General features: G+C 50.5%; 17 protein-coding genes, 1 tRNA gene and 1 riboswitch. Of the genes, 10 read left to right on the forward strand and 8 right to left on the reverse strand.

Going from position 1 to position 17,251, the window contains the following annotated elements; translation table 11 throughout:
• Position 1: 1 nt before the first annotated feature.
• From GSF01_RS08350 to cobJ, 4 genes are read right to left on the reverse strand one after another with little or no spacing between them, the layout of a single operon-like run.
• On the reverse strand, positions 2 to 652 hold the full coding sequence (locus GSF01_RS08350) for a precorrin-8X methylmutase (RefSeq protein ID WP_159882767.1): 651 nt from the start codon (positions 650 to 652) through the stop codon (positions 2 to 4).
• Entirely contained in the window at positions 652 to 1,431 is a 780-nt protein-coding gene (gene cobK, locus GSF01_RS08355; RefSeq protein ID WP_159882769.1) for a precorrin-6A reductase, read from the reverse strand. The genes GSF01_RS08350 and cobK overlap by 1 nt, the downstream gene beginning before the upstream one ends.
• On the reverse strand, positions 1,428 to 2,561 hold the full coding sequence (locus tag GSF01_RS08360; protein WP_159882771.1) for a sirohydrochlorin chelatase: 1,134 nt from the start codon (positions 2,559 to 2,561) through the stop codon (positions 1,428 to 1,430). Before GSF01_RS08360 ends, cobK begins: the two co-directional genes overlap by 4 nt.
• A 15-nt stretch (positions 2,562 to 2,576) precedes the next feature.
• The gene (gene cobJ / locus GSF01_RS08365; RefSeq protein ID WP_159882773.1) at positions 2,577 to 4,343 is read right to left on the reverse strand and encodes a precorrin-3B C(17)-methyltransferase; all 1,767 of its coding nucleotides are present in this window, start codon (positions 4,341 to 4,343) and stop codon (positions 2,577 to 2,579) included.
• Between the two features lie 266 nt (positions 4,344 to 4,609).
• Positions 4,610 to 4,818: riboswitch (cobalamin riboswitch) on the reverse strand.
• A 167-nt stretch (positions 4,819 to 4,985) separates the two neighbouring features.
• On the opposite strand from cobJ, the gene GSF01_RS08370 reads away from it, so the two are divergent.
• Positions 4,986 to 5,342: an MmcQ/YjbR family DNA-binding protein gene (locus GSF01_RS08370; protein ID WP_159882775.1), complete on the forward strand. Its 357-nt coding sequence runs from the start codon at positions 4,986 to 4,988 to the stop codon at positions 5,340 to 5,342.
• Positions 5,343 to 5,367: 25 nt separating this feature from the next.
• Here GSF01_RS08370 and GSF01_RS08375 read toward each other — a convergent pair whose 3' ends face one another.
• Positions 5,368 to 5,709 (reverse strand): hypothetical protein, encoded by a 342-nt coding sequence (locus tag GSF01_RS08375; protein ID WP_159882777.1) that lies wholly within the window; start codon positions 5,707 to 5,709, stop codon positions 5,368 to 5,370.
• Between the two features lie 170 nt (positions 5,710 to 5,879).
• Here GSF01_RS08375 and GSF01_RS08380 point away from each other — a divergent pair.
• The 3 genes from GSF01_RS08380 (at position 5,880) to GSF01_RS30330 (ending at position 7,209) form a co-directional block, all read left to right on the forward strand.
• A tRNA-Gly gene (locus GSF01_RS08380) sits at positions 5,880 to 5,950 on the forward strand.
• 384 nt (positions 5,951 to 6,334) lie between these two features.
• Positions 6,335 to 6,499 (forward strand): hypothetical protein, encoded by a 165-nt coding sequence (locus GSF01_RS08385; protein WP_159882779.1) that lies wholly within the window; start codon positions 6,335 to 6,337, stop codon positions 6,497 to 6,499.
• Between the two features lie 470 nt (positions 6,500 to 6,969).
• On the forward strand, positions 6,970 to 7,209 hold the full coding sequence (locus GSF01_RS30330; RefSeq protein WP_407945750.1) for a hypothetical protein: 240 nt from the start codon (positions 6,970 to 6,972) through the stop codon (positions 7,207 to 7,209).
• Here the strand turns inward: GSF01_RS30330 and GSF01_RS08395 are convergent.
• Positions 7,186 to 7,710: a hypothetical protein gene (locus GSF01_RS08395; RefSeq protein ID WP_159882781.1), complete on the reverse strand. Its 525-nt coding sequence runs from the start codon at positions 7,708 to 7,710 to the stop codon at positions 7,186 to 7,188. The genes GSF01_RS30330 and GSF01_RS08395 overlap by 24 nt on opposite strands.
• A gap of 1,098 nt (positions 7,711 to 8,808) precedes the next feature.
• Here GSF01_RS08395 and GSF01_RS08400 point away from each other — a divergent pair.
• From GSF01_RS08400 to GSF01_RS08425, 6 genes are all read left to right on the forward strand, one after another.
• Complete coding sequence (locus GSF01_RS08400; protein ID WP_235941350.1) at positions 8,809 to 9,180, forward strand: hypothetical protein; 372 nt, start codon at positions 8,809 to 8,811, stop codon at positions 9,178 to 9,180.
• Positions 9,181 to 9,897: 717 nt separating this feature from the next.
• Positions 9,898 to 10,386, forward strand: coding sequence for an SMI1/KNR4 family protein (locus GSF01_RS08405; RefSeq protein ID WP_235941351.1), 489 nt, complete (start codon positions 9,898 to 9,900; stop codon positions 10,384 to 10,386).
• Between the two features lie 32 nt (positions 10,387 to 10,418).
• Entirely contained in the window at positions 10,419 to 10,649 is a 231-nt protein-coding gene (locus tag GSF01_RS08410) for a DUF7660 family protein (protein WP_159882785.1), read from the forward strand.
• Positions 10,650 to 10,864: 215 nt separating this feature from the next.
• Complete coding sequence (locus GSF01_RS08415) at positions 10,865 to 11,059, forward strand: hypothetical protein (RefSeq protein ID WP_159882787.1); 195 nt, start codon at positions 10,865 to 10,867, stop codon at positions 11,057 to 11,059.
• A 171-nt stretch (positions 11,060 to 11,230) separates the two neighbouring features.
• Entirely contained in the window at positions 11,231 to 11,803 is a 573-nt protein-coding gene (locus GSF01_RS08420; RefSeq protein ID WP_159882789.1) for a hypothetical protein, read from the forward strand.
• A 156-nt stretch (positions 11,804 to 11,959) separates the two neighbouring features.
• Positions 11,960 to 12,883, forward strand: a complete 924-nt coding sequence (locus GSF01_RS08425) for an aldo/keto reductase (protein WP_159882791.1) — start codon at positions 11,960 to 11,962, stop codon at positions 12,881 to 12,883.
• A gap of 747 nt (positions 12,884 to 13,630) precedes the next feature.
• On the opposite strand, the gene GSF01_RS08430 is transcribed toward GSF01_RS08425, so the two are convergent.
• Complete coding sequence (locus tag GSF01_RS08430) at positions 13,631 to 15,376, reverse strand: putative bifunctional diguanylate cyclase/phosphodiesterase (RefSeq protein WP_159882793.1); 1,746 nt, start codon at positions 15,374 to 15,376, stop codon at positions 13,631 to 13,633.
• Positions 15,377 to 15,514: 138 nt separating this feature from the next.
• Positions 15,515 to 17,173 (reverse strand): copper resistance CopC/CopD family protein, encoded by a 1,659-nt coding sequence (locus tag GSF01_RS08435; protein WP_159882795.1) that lies wholly within the window; start codon positions 17,171 to 17,173, stop codon positions 15,515 to 15,517.
• Positions 17,174 to 17,251 lie beyond the last annotated feature (78 nt).

Consider the following 17,251-nt stretch of genomic DNA (forward strand, 5'->3'; position numbering starts at 1 on the left):
GTTAACCTGACCGTTCCGCCATCAGCGACAGCGCGTTGACCGTAGCCACGGCTACCGGACTTCCGCCCTTGCGGCCCACGTTTGTAATGAACGGCACGTCGAGCTTAAGCAGCTCCTCCTTGGACTCGGCGGCCGATACGAACCCGACCGGTACCCCGATGATGAGTCCTGGACGAGCCTCGCCAGCCTTGACCATCCGGATCAGCTCCAGAAGCGCCGTCGGCGCGTTGCCGATCGCATAGATGGCCCCTTCCGCTTCACGCGCGGCCTTGCGGGTGGCGATAATGGCACGCGTCGTATTCAAGCGCTTCGCCTCCTGCATCACATCCGGGTCGGAAATATAAACGCGGACATCGCCGCCGAACTTCTCAAGGCGCGGCTTGCTGATGCCGACCTGCACCATTTGCACATCCGCGATGACCGGGTGTCCCTGACGGATCGCTTCAATCCCGGCACGCACCGCATGGGGATGGAACACCAGACTGCGTCCCAGCTCAAAATCCGCGGACGCGTGTATGACGCGCTGTACCACCTTGTACTGTTCCTCGGGATAATCATGCGGACCGAATTCCTCGGAGATTATATCAAAGCTCTTCTCCTCAATCTCCTGAGGCTGAACGGTCAGCGGTTTGAATTCCGTCTGAAAATCCATTAGCCATGCACCTCCTGCACCTTATTCTTCAACTCGGCGATCACGCCGGCATAATCGGTAAATACAAGCCCGTAGTCCAGCTGCGGACGACCTATGACGATCGTATCGATGCCCATCTCCAGCGCGGCCGACAGCTTCTCCTCGACCGCCCCCACTTGACCGCTCTCCTTGGTAATAAGCACGGTTACGCCATAATGCAGGTAGAACGCCCGGTTGATTTCCTTGGAGAAGGGGCCCTGCATCGCCACAATATATTTTTGCTCGATGCCGAGCTGCTCGCATTTTTCCATATTGTCCTTGCGAGGCAGCATCCTCGCCACCAGCGTCGTATCCGGCAAGCCGATCAGCTTCTCGGCGAACACCTGAAGCGTCTTGCTGCCGGTCGCGAGAAAAATGACGCCGCGCTTCGAAGCGGCTAACTCGGCAGCCTGCTCATAGTCGTCCACGAAGGTCAGCTTGGGATGCGAGGAGTAGCTTCCATGCTCCCTTTCGTAACGGATATAGGGGACGCCGGCTGCTTGTGCCGCCGCCATTGCATTGCGCGAGGCCTCCTCGGCGAATGGATGGGTCGCATCGACGACAGCCCGAACTCCTCTTTCCTGGATAAGGCGGACGAGCGCTGCCTCGGGCAGTCTGCCCACCTGGACAGGCAGCCCGACCTCGGACAAGCTCTTGGCCGCCGTATCGGTTACGACGGTGGTCAGCAGGTCGAAGCCCGCCTTGCTGATCCGGGCAGCTAGCTCCCGGGCGTCGCTCGTTCCCGCCATGACGAGGATCATAAGGATACCTCCTTGGTTGCCGCCGCTTCCCGGCTTGCGTCCGCCGGTCGGGTCGAACCTTCGTTTCCGCCACCCGGCTCGCCCTTCTTGTCCCGCTCGTGATGCTCATGCTCTGAATGCGCGTGGCTGTGCGTATGCTTATGATCGTGGCTATGTACATGCTCGTGACCGTGGCTGTGCGCATGCTCGTGACTGTGCGTATGCTCATGATCGTGGCTATGCGTATGCTCATGATCGTGGCTATGCGCATGCTCGTGTGCATGCTCATGTCCATGATGATGTCCGTGGTCATGGTCGTGGCCGTGATCGTGATCGTGATGGTGGTGATGGTGCTTCATCGCCTCCAGACGGAACTGGCACATGTCGCAATTCATCTTCACCTCGCCCTGAAGCGCCTCCAGCGCCCGCTCGCGCAGAATGTCCTGAAGCTTCGGATGAAACCCGAAATAATCGGCCAGCACGAGCTCCAGCTCCGGATATGCGGCAGCAAACGTTTCTTTCAGCTGCTCCAGCCTTTTGATGAGAACGCCTGTAAACAAAAAGTAAGGCAGCAGCACGATCTTCTTGGCTCCGAGCCGAACACAGCGTTCCACCCCTTCATCGGCGAGCGGCGCCGTGACCCCTATGAAAGCCGTCTCCACCCACCGAACGTTAAGCCGCTCCCACAGCAGCCTAGATATTTTGAACAAATCGCTATTGGCATCCGCATCGCTGCTGCCGCGGCCGATCAGAAGCAAGGCCGTATCCGGCTCCGCTGCCAGTCCGTCGACTCCCGACTCGGCCAACCGCGACTGCAAAATGTCCAGCGACAAGTCATGCACGCCGATAGGCCTACCATAATGAAAGCGGATGGCCGGATAAGCCGCCTTGGCCTCATCGATCGCCGCCGGGATATGCAGCTTTGCATGACCTGCCGCCAGCAGCGTAATCGGTACAACCCCCACGCGGGTAGCCCCCCGCCGGGCACAGGCTGCGAATCCGTCCCGCATGGTCGGACGCTCAAATTCCAGAAAGCATGTTTCGACGATCGGCACGTCCAGCTTCTGCTCGACCGCCTTGACAAACTCGCGTATCTCTTCATTTCCTTCCGGATCGCGGCTTCCATGTCCGACAAACAGTAATGCATCCATATTCCGGTCTCCTTATTAATCGCCACAAAGGGCGTTCTCGATTTGAAAAACAGGCAGTTCGCGGTAACGGTAGCCTTCCAGCTCCTTGACGCGATTGAAAAATTTATGAAACCGCTCGTTCGGATGCGCTTCGTCCGCATACCTGCGCACGATCTTCTCTACGGTTTCCACCAGCTTCTCAGGGTCGATGCCTTCGGCTACGGGAATGCCGGCATGAGCATTTCTCCCGACCGTCTTGCCGCCCAAAAACAGGTCGAACCTTTGGCGACGGTAGACGATCCCAATATCATCCTTGACCGCCCCATAGCAAGCCATGCCGCAGCCGTTGAATCCGATGCGCAGCTCCTTGGACACCTTCATCCCGCCGATGCGGTTGTGCAGCTCCTCCAGATACGGCACCGAATCCACCTTTTCCATATCGCAGAAATCGCAAGCCTTGATTTGCGCGACGTCGCCGACCGGAGCCAGCATCAGCCCGGCTTCCTTCAGCCGACTGACGGCTTCGCCGGGATCTCCGGTGACGATGCGTACGAGCCACTGATGATGAGGCGTATACTCAATCGAACCGTCCTCGCCGACCACATCGGCCAGCAGCGTCAGCTGAGCGCTGGTCAGCTTCTTCTCGGCCAGCCCCGGGCTGACGGCGAACTCCAGAATTTCCTGCCTTCGAAATGCGTTCTGCAGAAGCCAAGGCGCCTCCGTCGTACCCGTTCCTTCTAGCCGTGCGGGCTCTGCCGCTGTTCCACGGCGGGCATCGACCAGCCACAACGCCTCCAGCGCCAGCTCAAGCGGCGATACCGACTCCGCCACAGCTGAGGACGCCACCGCCTGGGTGGCTGCGGAAGCAAGTCCGCTCGCCGCCGACTCGCGTTCCGCTACCGGCACGCTTCCGCCTGCGGATAATAATTCGGCGCCGTCCTCCGTCAAGCTTTGGGCAGGCGAGCCTCCCAGCCGGGCCTCCAGCGACCAAGGCTCCGCTTCCGGACGCAGCCGCTCATGCGGCTTCAGCGGCTGAATATCGTCGCCGAGCGTATATTTGCGCTGGTAGCCCCGCGGCGTGATCATCAGACCGTCGTAGACGACGGTCGCCGAGTTTCCGATGATGACCGTCGTCAGCATGCCGATATCGTGATCCAGCATGCGGCCCAGCGTCGTCACAACGACGTCCTGCCGGTCGCGATAAGCGCTCTTGACGATTCCCACCGGCGTGTCGGCCGAACGGTAGCGCAGCAGCACACGCTGCGTCTCGACGATCTGGCGCGTTCGTCTTCCGCTGCGAGGATTATACAAGGCTACGACGAAATCAGCGGCAGCAGCAGCCTCGACCCGCTTAATGATCAGATCCCAGGGGGTCAGATGATCGCTGAGGCTGATGGTGCAGGCATCATGCATAATCGGCGCACCGAGCAATGAGCCTGTGGAGTTAATGGCCGAGATGCCAGGGATGATCTCCACGGCAACCCCGTCCTCTCGCCTCCAGCCTTTCTCCATCAGCACCTCGTAGATGAGACCGGCCATCCCGTATACCCCTGCGTCTCCGCTGGAGATGACGGCTACCTTTCGTCCGGCCTCCGCCTGCCTGACAGCTTCCTGGGCCCGGCTGACCTCCTCGGTCATGCCGGTTCGCACGATTTGCTGGCCGCTCAGCAGCCCTGCGATCAGATCCACGTACGTGTTGTACCCGATAATCACCTCGCTATCTTGTATCGCATCTCTGGCCGCTTGCGTCATATGCTCGAAGCTGCCTGGACCAAATCCGATGACAGACAATGTTCCTCTCATCCTCTTCTTCCTCCCTCTTTTTCAAATGAATAGATGGCTTGTTTATACTGGAGCGGATGAAACGCAAAAAAAGCGCCTCCCTCTCGGAAAAGAGGAAGACGCTGGACGACAAAGGGAGATTGCCGATGGCACGTCGACTTGCGGCAGAATGTTGCAGACACCTGCATGCGGTCATACGTATCCTGGCACATCCGTTCGGCGTACACCTCCCTATCCTCGTAGGTTTACCGGTGACTGCACGCCATGTCCGCGAAGCTTCGCAGACCATGACGTCAAACAAACAGGCAGGTCTCCTGACTCGCGTCTCTTCGCTTCACCTGCGCCTTCCCATCGTCAGACAGTGGCATCGTGCAGGCGGAAGCTCCTCGCTTACAGTGGCGGGACCGTGCCGGATTTTCACCGGCTTCCCTTTTAATCCGGCAGGGTGCGCAAGTATTTGCACTCCCTGACCGGAACCTGTTTTTTGAACTGATTTTACCTATATGAAATTACTGCTTTATATCCGTCCATGATTCGTTACCATGATAGCATGATCGTTTCGGCAATGTCTACCGTTTCCGGTTTCTATCATTCTCGGCCTTTTCTTATGCAGGCTCTTCGTATATGCTGAACTTACGAACTTTGAGAGGAAGTCGAGACGCTATGAATCACGAGCAATTAACCTCCCGCGGCTTGTCCAAGCCGGGAACGTCCCTGCGTTATCCATTCGACCCGGGGCTCCCGGTGCTGTTCGTGGGCAATAAAATGTTCGCCCTGCTCGGCACAACCGAAGGCATACCGAGCGTCAATCTGAAGGCGGACCCAGACACGGTGTGGCTGACTCGGGAAACCTATCCTGGTACCGTCCTGCCCGGCTATCACATGAATAAAAAGCATTGGAACACAGTCGTACTGAACGGAAAGTTGTCGGACGAGGAAGTTCTCGATATGCTCGAGGAATCGTATCAGCTGACGCGGCGCAAGCTGACAAAAGCGGTGAAGGAAGAGTACGGGCTTTAACCCCCGACGCCCTTCTCAAGTCTGCTCACCCTTGCTGGAATCCGACTCCCGTGCGATTAAAGGCAGACACCGCTGCAAGCAAGCAGAGCATGGAGACGGCCCATAGCACTCCGCCAACGCCAAGCCACAGCGAGTTGGCCTCAGAGGCCATAGCCGGATGCTCGGGGCGGCTCCCTATCGCAATCAGACAGCAGACTACCGCCGCGGTGAACATCAGAAAATGGGCGAGCACCCAGCCGAAAGTGCTGGCGTACACCTCTTTTCGCCCCTTGATCCACAGCAGACTGACGAATACAAAAGCAATCCCCATCACGATGGCATAGCCGATAACCAGCAAACTCATGGTTTCCTGCTCCATAGGCAGCATCCTATCTCTCCTCCCATACGCCGGATTACGTACATGGAGCAACCTCTATTGTTCGTCACTATCGACGCAGGCAGCTGGGGAAATGTTCCATGTCCCTTGCTCGTTTCCAACTGATTGCAGATTGATTTTCTTTAAAAAATGTGCTAGATTTGTTAAGCAGTCTTTCCTATGCGGGTGTAGTTCAATGGTAGAACGCCAGCTTCCCAAGCTTGAGGCGAGGGTTCGATTCCCTTCACCCGCTTATCCTTTTTGTGACTTGAAACCCTGAACTGTGACCCATTAAGAAGGACACTTTGAGAAAAGTGACTCTCTTGTGGTTTTTTTGTGTTTTAATCGAGATACAGGGATGAGGAGTGAGGTCAAGGGAAGGTTGAAACGAATCGTTTTTACGGAGGAGCAGATAAGAAAGTTGGAGGCAAACCCCAACGTGCTAAGGGCGTAGGAATCAGCCATTACTTACACGCCTGCGTTTAAATTGGAGGCTCTTCAAGCTTACAGGGCGGGGCAGCTGCCTTCGGAGATATTTATTCGTGCAGGCTTCGACCTCGATGTAATCGGACATCAAAAGCCGAAATAAAGTTTAAAGCGTTGGCGCGAAACAAACGAACTGTACGGCGAAGAAGGGTTGGCTACTGAACGGCGCGGTAAGGACAGCGCGGGACGAAAGCCGGCTGGAGAGTTGTCGGTGGAAGAAGAGTTAAAGCGAGCCCAGGCCAAGATCAAACTGCTTGAAGCGCAGGTGGACTTGCTAAAAAAAGTCGAAGCGCTCGAGCGGCAGAAGAAGCGCTAACGGCCGCTGAGCGCTTTGAGATCATTAACCGTACAATACGGGTCTATGGCCTAAAACGCATGACGCGATATCTGTGTGAGCTTGTGGATGTAAGTCCGAGCGGTTATTACAGATGGCATGCAGCCGAGGAACAACGCCAAATTCGGGCAGCAGCTGATTCAGAGGACATCGTTCTTATCAGACACCACTTTGAGGCACTGAACGGCAAAGCGGGTATGCTGGCCATAAAAATGCGTCTTGAGCAAATAAGCCATGTCATCATGAATCACAAGAAGATTCGGCTTCTCATGCGTAAGGCAAGGCAACTCACGAACACCAGACTTGCCCTACTGCTAGAGCGCCAGTTTAATCAAGGTGAACCCAAGAAATTATTTCTCACAGACATCACTTGTTTACGTTATGGGGCCGGTCAGTGAGCATACCTTTCCTGTGTAAAGGACGGAGCCACTAGACAGATCCTTGCCGACTGCGTGGCAGCCACGCTTGAACTTCCTATTGTTGAACGGACACTTCAACGCCTTTTAGAGCGAATGGGAGGAAATATCCATCCGGAGGTTATTATACACTCCGATCAAGGGATGCATTGTACACATCCTAAAACCCTTCATTTCATAGCTGAGGCAGGTTTTAAGCAATCGATGTCGCGCAGAGGTAACTGCTGGGACAGTACCGACTCTGTTTGTGATTTATTTGGTTTCGAGTTTCTCTAGTTTAGCAAGTATGTCTTTTAAGACTGTCACTTCTCCCTCGAGGCGCAGCGCTTCAGCTTTAAGCATCTCGTTTTTATCAAGATGCTGACCTGATGCTTCGTTCATCGTTATGATGCCCTTCATGGACTCGATTGCCGATTCCCGACCGGATATTTGATCTTTCAAGAAACTTACATCTTTGGCCGGATCTACTGTATTTTTATCCTTCTGTAGTCCGTTCAACTTCACATCCTCCTCTTTTTTGGAGAGAACGATACCTTGGATTTGGTCGAAAGTTACAGTTAGATCGAGCGCCTCCCCTATTGCCCTCACAGGGAGGTAAGATGTCCCCTCAATAACACCAGCTGAGCTTTCAAGTATTTTGCCATTCAGGGTAACTGGGAATTCTCCGTCAATTTTCTTGCCGACTAACGTCTGGATATTTTCTGCCCCCGCGCTAACTGTTATCGATCCTGCGATTCCAATAATAATACCCAACGAGATATAGGACCATCGTTTCAAAGCGATCACACTCCTGTGCCATTTTGGTATATTATACCACAAAAGGTTCTACCTTCCTAGAGCTGCGATCCGATTCGATAGGGCGTCTAATTCTGCTCCAAGCGTACCACCACTATCAAAAGCTATTGAATATCTATTACTGACTTTTACTTATCTTCCTGGCCATGGTGTAAGTAGAATACCCACCCAGACAATAAATGCATTGATGAGCCTGGGGTTGTGGTTGTATCTACTACAAAATACGTCCCGTTTACCCATTGTCTGGCTTGTGTTGTTACATTGTTGAAAGCCAACGCAGGGGCACCAGCTAAGTTTGGGTTTATACTCAATGTACTACCTGCTGAATTTATCGCCTGCAGAAGATTTCCGAACCGATTGGAGAAGTTCGACCCAAAAAAAGTGGGGGACAAAATGGGGACAAGACACATCGGGTGAGAGCCAAATCACTCCCATCAGTCAGTTCAGAAAAAAGCGGAAAGCCTGATACATCAAGTTTTTTCCGTTCACATAGGGATAGAACGGGTAAGAAAATTAAAATTCCCAAGCTTGAGGCGAGGGTCCGATTCCCTTCACCCGCTTATGAGACTTTTCACGCATTTTGTTTAGTGGTCAAGTTAAAATCGCATTTCAAGTAGCCAACACACCAACCTTGTGACACAAAATCACTTGGAAGGTTTGTTTTTATTTATGCTTACTAAGTTTGCTATAAAGGACTTTATTGCGTGCAAGAAGCACATCATCTTGTCGGCGAAGAAAATTGACGGTTACATAATGGTTCTGGATATGTTTCAAAATTACTGCACCAATAAACAAATCATGAGTGTACAGGATGTTTCACTGCAAACAGTTAATCATTTTCAATGGAACTTCAGCATGAAAAAAGCAACAACCCCACTTCCCGCTACAACAATTTATGTATGTTGAAGAACTTGGAAAGCAGTGATATTTTCATGATTGTATTTCTAAGGAATAAGGAAATAAAGCGTACAATGAAATTTTAGAATAGCTGAGAACCCAAATCTCTTATTTTCAAATGACAAAAATCAATATTATGCAGAAGCCAGTTATAACCTTTATACAATCCAAAAGCTAAACAAAATGATTAAGAACAGCAATATTGCAATAAGAGATTTAGAGAAGGTGTTTAGCTTTATTGAATCGTCCTGGTATGACTATTTGAAAAAGCATTACAAAGGAAAAGTCTTTGTCTTTTATGTATGGGGAGATTATCAGATACCTGCTATTAGGATTTCAATTGCTTCGTTCTACAAAGAATTAGAACTGCCTTTTGTATGTTCATTGAACAAGGTAAATTCCTTAAATGAACTTCTTGTTCAATATAGGGAGAAAGCCCAGTTTAATGGTATCGCTATTATTGAGGTAGATGAAACAGACAATAACATGGATAACAATGATGAAATAGAAAGCCATTACAAACTAACTGTATATTCAAAAATTATAAAATGCTAGGGTTGGTATTATTGCTATTACAGGGATTCATAGATATTACGTGGCATTAACTAAAGAAAATACAACGAAACTCTTGAAACAAAATCAAAAGAATTAGAAGCTGACAAAGCCTTTAGATTAGGCTTGAATCTTGCTTACTTTGATGCCCTGGACATATTAGAATCACAGTTGAAGGTATGGGTCAGAAAGAACAAGAATGAATTAATGATTTTATCAAATAGTAAAGGAACAGTTAGATGACTGAATCAAGATTCGCTGATACAGGTCAAAGTTTGTATGATTTTCTTTTGAAGTCTGATTGTGTACTTATTGAGTGTCCGCATTGCTTGAAATGTGCAAAAGGTATAAAAATACAAGATGCCAACTATGAATATAAGTTTATTTGAAATCGTTGTGGAATACTTATGAATCCAAAGACATGCTCATGGGGTAATGGTACTTTCATGGGACTTAATCTTTGGTTGAGAATTAACTGTTGTGGCAATGTGCTTTGGGCTTATAACAAGGAACACCTAGATTTTTTGGACTATTATATTACTTCTTCCCTGCGAGAACGCATACCCAATAGAAATCAATCTTTGGCAAGCAGACTTCCTAAATGGATAAAGAATAGAAAAAATCGTAAAGAACTAACTAAAGGATTAGAATGGCTCAGAGAGAAGCTTCAATGTTGTAATTTATAGACATAATTTTATTTCGATGGATGGTGTTTTTGAATTGAACATAAAACAGCTATTAATAAAGATAAAAACACTTCCAGATTGCATTGTATATCCTCCTACTGTAAGCCCAATTGTAGAAAGAGAACATGTAGTTCCTTTAGATGTACACGAATTTTATAAAATTTGTGGTGGAATAGAACTGTTCACCAGTAGTGATTATTCTATCTCTATTGTTTCTCCAAAGAAATTTGTTTTGGCTAATCCAGTAATAGTTGGCGAAAGATGCGAAGGGGATATTTCATCAAATTGGTACATAGTTGCGGACGATGGCAATGGTGATTACTTGACCATTGATCTTGCAAAAGAGCGATTAGGGAAATGTTATGACAGCTTTTGGGATAAGCATGGTGTAGCAGGTGATTGCCCGATTATCGCAACTTCATTTACAGATTTGCTATTACGCTTCATGGAGACCAAGGGAAAAAGATGGTATTGGCTACAAGATGATTTTGTATCAATGGGCGATGCTTATGATAACGTATAAAAATGTATCTATAAAAAGAGGTACTACTTAAAATGAATTTATATGAAAAATGCAATGAAGTAAAAACAAAAGATGACCTAGCGGAGTTTATTCAATCATTAAGAATTGACTTGCGAACAAATAACGATGAGTGGCAGAACCTCACGCTCGACCAATATTTAGAATCCATCGAAGCTTGGGTGAAAGATACTTCATCATTGCCAGAAGTGCCTAATTGGAATATTCTCGCTCAAATCATGTATGTTGGTAAAAGCTACGAGTGATTATGCAGAGCCTAGCATGAAAGAATGATTTATTTGAAGTATAGGAGCGTTAACTTGTTTAATTGGTGAAAGCACGATTCTATATAAGGAGCAAAGCATTATGGAAGAAAAGCAGTTTATTTCTTATACAGGGGATTATAGGGTACACGATAGTAGGATTGAATGTATAAAATGGGAATCTTTGCGTATCCTTAAGAAGCTACGACGGAGAGGGGATGGTCGTAAGATTTTACGGCGTGAAAACAATACATTCCAACAGACCAATTGGTATGATGCTTTATGCAATTAGTGAAATGAAGGAAAGTCAAACATTACGTAGATTCATCTTTGGAAATTGGGATGAAAGAGATGATGCTTCATTTGAAATCGTTGCAGAAACAGTAGACTATGAAGTCGATTGCGTTGGGTAAAAGAGCAATTTTAAAAGCATTTCGCTATGGGAGGTTTGTAGGTTTAATAGTCTTCATTTTACTGTTGTTCTTGTTTATTTTACTATTCATGAGCGTGATGGTGTTCAAGTAAAAAAAGATGGATTTCATTTCGTCGCAACCCAAAACAAAATCCTATATTGGGGGCTTACTGTGTCTATAAACTTCTCTAATGATGATCTAAAAAGGATTATCGAAACAAAACCTGTAGGCAACTTTTACCCATATAATATAAAAGAATATAATCATGATGCAGTGAATGAGTATATCTCAAAAGTGGTTGGTTCCTTGGCTAGCGTAAATAATATTAACCACGAAGCTGATTTCAGGAGTTACGGGAGTGGATATGCTTCATATGTAAGTATTTTCTGTTGGAAAAAGAATGGGAGTTCGTCAAAAGAACAAGAGGGCGTATTGTACATTGACGGTATTAGAATTTATGTATGTCGTGTTACCCCTGTAGCCGTGATTGGTAAAGGTCAGGTAACAAAACATGCAAGAGGAGGAAGTAGCGATTACATAGAAAGTAATAAGGTTGATGTTTTACCGTCAGGCGATTGGAATCAAGAGGTTTGGGGAATTAGGGATGTACTTGAATCCTACAATTTCACAGTATTAGACCGTAATTTCGTTAATCAACCGTTCCCCTTTGAAGCGAAGATACCCACAATTCTTGCCGAAGAACCGTATAAATTATTTGATGCCTTTTTCTATTGGGAAGATTAGCATTAGGAACAATTCAATAAAAGAGAAGGGTTCGATTCCCTTCACCCGCTTCCTTTCAGAGCCTTGCCCGGATTTTTTCCGTGCAAGGTTTTTTTGCCGTCGCCCCCATTATGCTCTACAATAGAGCGTGTACCCAGAACTAAGGAGGCGTATGACGTGAAGTACAGAGTGCTAGGTAAAACGAATCTGAAAGTATCCGTCATCGGCGTTGGAACATGGCAGCTCGGGGGCGAATGGGGCAAGCCCTATACGCAGCAGGAAGCGGATGCTATTCTGGATCAGGCCCGCGAAAGCGGCATTAATCTGATTGACACGGCCGAATGCTATGGCGACCATACGTCGGAAGCCCTGATCGGCGGCTATTTGTCACGCGGACGCCGGGAGGACTGGATTGTGGCTACGAAATTCGGCCACCATTTTCATGAAAATTTCACACGATCGCAGGAATGGTCGCCCGAGCAGGTGCTCGCCCAGCTGGAAGCATCGCTTAAAGCGCTCCGCACCGATTATATCGATATTTACCAGTTTCACTCCGGGACGAATGAAGACTTCGACCAGGATGCCTTATGGACGCTACTGGACAAGCAGGTGCAGGCGGGGAAAATCCGGCATCTCGGCACGTCGATCGGAAGCAACGCCAACCTGCATCAGGTAGAGGCCTCTTCCCGTGTCGGCTCGGAGGTCATCCAGGTCGTGTACAACCGGTTGGATAGGGTTCCCGAGGAGCATGTATTCCCTTCCTGCCAGCAGCAGCAGCTCGGCGTCCTCGCTCGCGTACCGCTCGCCAGCGGCTATTTGAGCGGTAAGTACAAGCCGGGAGCCGTATTCCCCGATAACGACGTTCGGCACCGCCACGAGGCGGAGCAAACGCGTCTGAAGCTCGAAGAGGTCGAGCGCATCCGCACCCAGGAAATCCCGCCAGGGGTGGACATGTCTGCCTGGGCGCTGGCCTGGTGCCTCAAGCACCCTGCCGTAACCGCCGTTATCCCAGGCTGCAAGAGCCCTGAGCAGGTCAAGGCCAACGCAGCCGCGGTCGCTTATGTCGGCGACGGCCATCCGCAGGCCTGGCAGCAAGCCTAATCCCGTGACAGCCTAGCGGCGGCTGTGGGGGGATTACGCTCCAAGCCGCCTCTCCACCCCCTAGAACTTGCGCCGGAAACGGCGGCATGCCAAAAACCTTCAAAACCACGTAGCGTGGTTTTGAAGGTTTTTGGGGTCCATCGATCCCTAGTAGAGCGATCTGAAATTTATATAATAATGGAGCAACATAGGAGCGGTGGCGGGGTTACGGTTAACGGACATTTGAACTGTTAGCGGTTGGGATTGACACGGATACGAATGTAAGGGACATATTGGACCGTTAGAGCGACAATTTCTTGGTTTTCCGAGCGTTCGAGCCGCTTTAGAGTACGCCATGTCCGTTACATTTTTCATCAAGCCCAAATCTGCTTCTAAGAGTATGCCATGAGGCTGTCGATTCATTGTGAGTAACTGAGTTGAAACGTTCTGCTTTCGCTAACGGACCTCAGAGTCTCTATTTACAGCATTTTCGCGATATTGAAAATCTAACGGACTCAGATGACGCTATTTGGTGCATTTCCGACCATTCTATGCGGTTTTGACGTAAGTAAGGTCGTCTGTGTCCGTTACAATTTGAACAGGCCCCATTTTTGTGAAATAGCGACTGTGGTGTCCGTTACGATCAGCCTTTACTTAACTGCGCTGCCGTCCACAATGAATCGACAGCCTCTGCCATGTCCGTTAGCCGATCCCGATACCCATGCAGGTATTGGGGACAAGTAACGTTACTTCGGGAACGTTCCCCAGTTAAGCCGATAAGCGCTGCAGCAAGCTCGTAAACTCCCTGGCCGGAATCGGCTTGGAGAAAATATAGCCCTGGATTTCGCGGCATTTGACACCGAGCAGGAAAGACAACTGCTCTTCCGTTTCCACGCCCTCTGCGATCACATTCAGCTTCAGACTGTGCGCCATGGCCATGATCGCTTGAATGATCGCCGCATCATCGGGATCATCTGTGATATCGCGGACGAATTGCTGAGCGATCTTGAGCTTGTTGATCGGAAACTTCTTCAGATAGCTGAGCGAAGAGTAACCTGTCCCAAAATCGTCCATCGAAATATGTACGCCCAGATCGCGAAGCGTCTGGAGCTTTTGAATAACCTGATCGACATGAACCATCGCTATACCTTCGGTAATTTCCAGCTCCAGATATTGCGGCTCCAGCCCGCTATCCTGAAGCGCTCTCAGCACGACTTGAACGAAATCCGGCTGATGGAATTGAATCGGCGAAATATTCACCGCCATTTTGATAGGCGTAAAGCCGGCTGCCTGCCAAACCTTGTTCTGCTTGCAGGCTGTGCGCAGCACCCATTCCCCGATCGGGATGATCAGGCCCGTTTCCTCGGCGAGCGGGATAAATTCACCCGGAGAGATGAAGCCAAGACGAGGATGATTCCAGCGAATCAACGCCTCCATCCCGTTCATGCGGCTTGTGAATATATCCACCTGGGGCTGATAGTGCAGGATAAATTCATCATGCTCCAGCGCTTGGTTCAGCCATTCTTCCATAATCAGCTTCTGGATCACCGTCTCATTCATTTCGGCCTGGAAAAATTGGTAGCCGTTCTTCCCCCGGTCCTTGGCCCGGTACAGCGCGGTATCCGCATTTTTCATCAAGGTAACCGAGTCCTCGCCGTCAATCGGATACATCGCGATCCCGATGCTGCAGCCGACACGCAGTACATGCCCCTGTATAGAGAAGGGCTGACCCAGCAGCCTCATAATCTTCTGCGCGATCTTCTCCGCATCGTCGGTCTGACCCGTATCCTTAAGATAAAGCGTGAACTCGTCCCCTCCTTGCCTGGCGACTACATCCCCTGTCCTAAGCCCCGTCTGAAGCCTCCACGCGGCCTCCTTCAGCAATTGGTCTCCGAACTCATGGCCAAAGGTTTCATTGACATTCTTGAACCGGTCGAGGTCGATCAGCATAACCGACAGCTGTTGCTGCGAATGCTTAGCCGCGTCTATCGATAAGGTCAACGTTTCTTGAAACATCTGGCGGTTGGGCAGCCCCGTCAGCTGGTCGTGATAAGCGAGATACGACAGCTGACGAACCGTTTGCTCCCGCTGGTAAATATCCGCGGCTACCAAGTACGTCATGGGAGCAGTCAGTACAATCAGCAGCAAGGTTTCTTTCGTATCTACGAACCAAATCACTTCGCCCGTAAACAGGTACCTTAAGGCCGCATCGAGCGCTTCTACCGTTAAAATGATTGCGGCTGCGATAAGCGGCGTACCCAGCCAATGCCAAAACCATCGCTTCCTGATGGCCGCACACAGGGCCGGCGTCACGATAAGGCTAATGATCAAGGCCCTCAAGTAATCGAACAGATCGTTCGAATACCCCAGAAGTTCCTTTATGGAGAGCAGGACCAATGCGGCCGCGGCAAACGCGCACCACAAGCGCAGCAGCAAACCGTAATAAGCAAGGGCTCTGCTAGTTGTTTCCCACTTCTCCTGACTAGGACCCGGAGGATGATTCCGTTTTTCCATGTTGATCCTCTGCTTCCTCTTAAAAAGGTATATTCCTATTGTAAGGGGATAACGAAGAATCGACAAGCAATATTTGGTCTTAAAGTCCTAATTAGATATAATTCATCCTATTTTTCACAGAATAATGTCGAAAACTTTTTAGTATACGCGAATCTCCTTCACATAGACCGTTTCCTCATCCTGTTGGTCCAGAACACGAACCTCGACCGTCCATCTCCCCGCATAGGGCAGATAAGGGCCTTTCACCTTGTACGTATGCCTCTTCATCCCGAAATCCTCGTCCACACTCGTATCCTCCGCCGGCTCTACAGGCACCTCGATCGGAGCGATATCCGGGCTATCTGGAGACTGCAGCTTCAGCACAACTTGCTTGGGTGGCCCTAGCTGCTCCAGCAGCCAAACCTTCACCGTGAAGTTGTTCACTCCGGGATTGTTAGGGCTGATCTGCGTCGTCATATGAATCTTCTGTCCCATCTCATGCCAGTACAGCGGAGTGTTGGCCGGCATAGGCGTCAAGTAAGTAAAGATTCCGACAATAAACAGAATACAGGCCATCCAAGCAGCATCGACGCGAATGAGCATCCCTGCCGCGCGCTCACGCTTCCTGCGCAGAACCATCCGGGTTGCTGCGCCAGTTGCGATGACCAGCAGAACGAGTCCTGTCTTAGCAAGCAGCCAGCGTCCCCATGCCGTCTCCAGTACATACTCAATATTGGGCAGGAAAATAAAAACCGAGAGCGTTCCCGTTACAACCAGAAGCAGAATGGATAACAAGGCCGCCGTCGAAAATAAGGGAAGCAAAGTGCGGGCAGCCTCTTGTCTGATGCGCCAGGCGTAGAGCAGCATGGAGAGACCCCCGACCCAGATGGCCGAGGCTCCGAGATGCAGCCAATCGAGCAGCAGGGTCTGGCTCTTGGGCTCAAATGCAGCCGCATGCCCGAGCAGGCCTTTGCTCAACCACACTGCCGCCACCCAGCCGTATGCCAGCCAGGGTCCGCGCTGCAAACAGACGAAGGAAAGCAAGGCCAGCACAAGTCCCGCCAGCCAGGCGGGTCCGATCGTCGTCCGCGTAAACAGGCTGACCAGCCCTTCCATGCCGCCGTCTCCTATCAGATCGGCGAGATGGGCGCCCATGAATAAAATGTAAACGACCGTATACACCTGCTGCAGGCCGATCAATACTTTCCTCAGCAGAGACCGCGTCTCCTCCGGCTGGCCAAGCGCGAACCAGCGGTACCATAGCACCCATCCCGTAAGCGTCAGCATGGAGACATAGAACGCTATCCTCGCTGCAAACTGCAGCGCGTCCTTTAGCCCAAGTCCTCCGCCCAGCTCCCCACCATGACGATGAGTATGCTCGAGCGATGCATTCGAGTTCGCAGCGGAAGGAGCATCAAGACTTTGTCCGACGGCGAACATATAACTGCCCTGTACGGGATGGCCGTCCGCCGAAATCACGTGATAGGTGGCCAGATAGGTCCCCCGGCCAAGCTCGGGCAGCTGCAGGCTGAGAGCCGTCCGCGACTCGTTCATGGTTGCCGGACGATCTGTCACCTTCCGTTTATCCTTATCATATACCCGAAGGTAATATATCCCTTCCTCCAGACGTTCGTTGAAGGTCAGCGTCACGTCCGCCGGGGACTGTTCCAGCTCGCTGCCCGCTTCCGGCACCGCCTGCAGCAGGCTGGTGTGTGCATGGACCGTGCCGGCAGGCAGCATCCCGAACACAGTAAGCGCGATCATCCAAACATAAACCCACATCCCCACGCGTGAACGCTGAAACCAAGAACGATTCATTGATTACCCCTCCCCTTCGACCTGTCAGCCTCTAATGTAGCATAAAGCGATTCCCTTAACCACATGACCCGGCAGGTG

This window comes from Paenibacillus puerhi (genome assembly GCF_009846885.1).
In the GTDB taxonomy this organism is placed as follows: Bacteria; Bacillota; Bacilli; order Paenibacillales; family NBRC-103111; genus Paenibacillus_G; species Paenibacillus_G puerhi.

Excerpts from the sequence above, each read along its gene's own strand:
- GSF01_RS08350 (WP_159882767.1), bottom strand. The coding sequence starts at position 652 with ATGGATTTTCAGACGGAATTCAAACCGCTGACCGTTCAGCCTCAGGAG.
- cobK (WP_159882769.1), bottom strand. The coding sequence starts at position 1,431 with ATGATCCTCGTCATGGCGGGAACGAGCGACGCCCGGGAGCTAGCTGCC.
- GSF01_RS08360 (WP_159882771.1), bottom strand. The coding sequence starts at position 2,561 with ATGGATGCATTACTGTTTGTCGGACATGGAAGCCGCGATCCGGAAGGA.
- cobJ (WP_159882773.1), bottom strand. The coding sequence starts at position 4,343 with ATGAGAGGAACATTGTCTGTCATCGGATTTGGTCCAGGCAGCTTCGAG.
- GSF01_RS08370 (WP_159882775.1), top strand. The coding sequence starts at position 4,986 with ATGAATCACGAGCAATTAACCTCCCGCGGCTTGTCCAAGCCGGGAACG.
- GSF01_RS08375 (WP_159882777.1), bottom strand. The coding sequence starts at position 5,709 with ATGCTGCCTATGGAGCAGGAAACCATGAGTTTGCTGGTTATCGGCTAT.
- GSF01_RS08400 (WP_235941350.1), top strand. The coding sequence starts at position 8,809 with ATGATTAAGAACAGCAATATTGCAATAAGAGATTTAGAGAAGGTGTTT.
- GSF01_RS08410 (WP_159882785.1), top strand. The coding sequence starts at position 10,419 with ATGAATTTATATGAAAAATGCAATGAAGTAAAAACAAAAGATGACCTA.
- GSF01_RS08415 (WP_159882787.1), top strand. The coding sequence starts at position 10,865 with ATGGTCGTAAGATTTTACGGCGTGAAAACAATACATTCCAACAGACCA.
- GSF01_RS08430 (WP_159882793.1), bottom strand. The coding sequence starts at position 15,376 with ATGGAAAAACGGAATCATCCTCCGGGTCCTAGTCAGGAGAAGTGGGAA.
- GSF01_RS08435 (WP_159882795.1), bottom strand. The coding sequence starts at position 17,173 with ATGAATCGTTCTTGGTTTCAGCGTTCACGCGTGGGGATGTGGGTTTAT.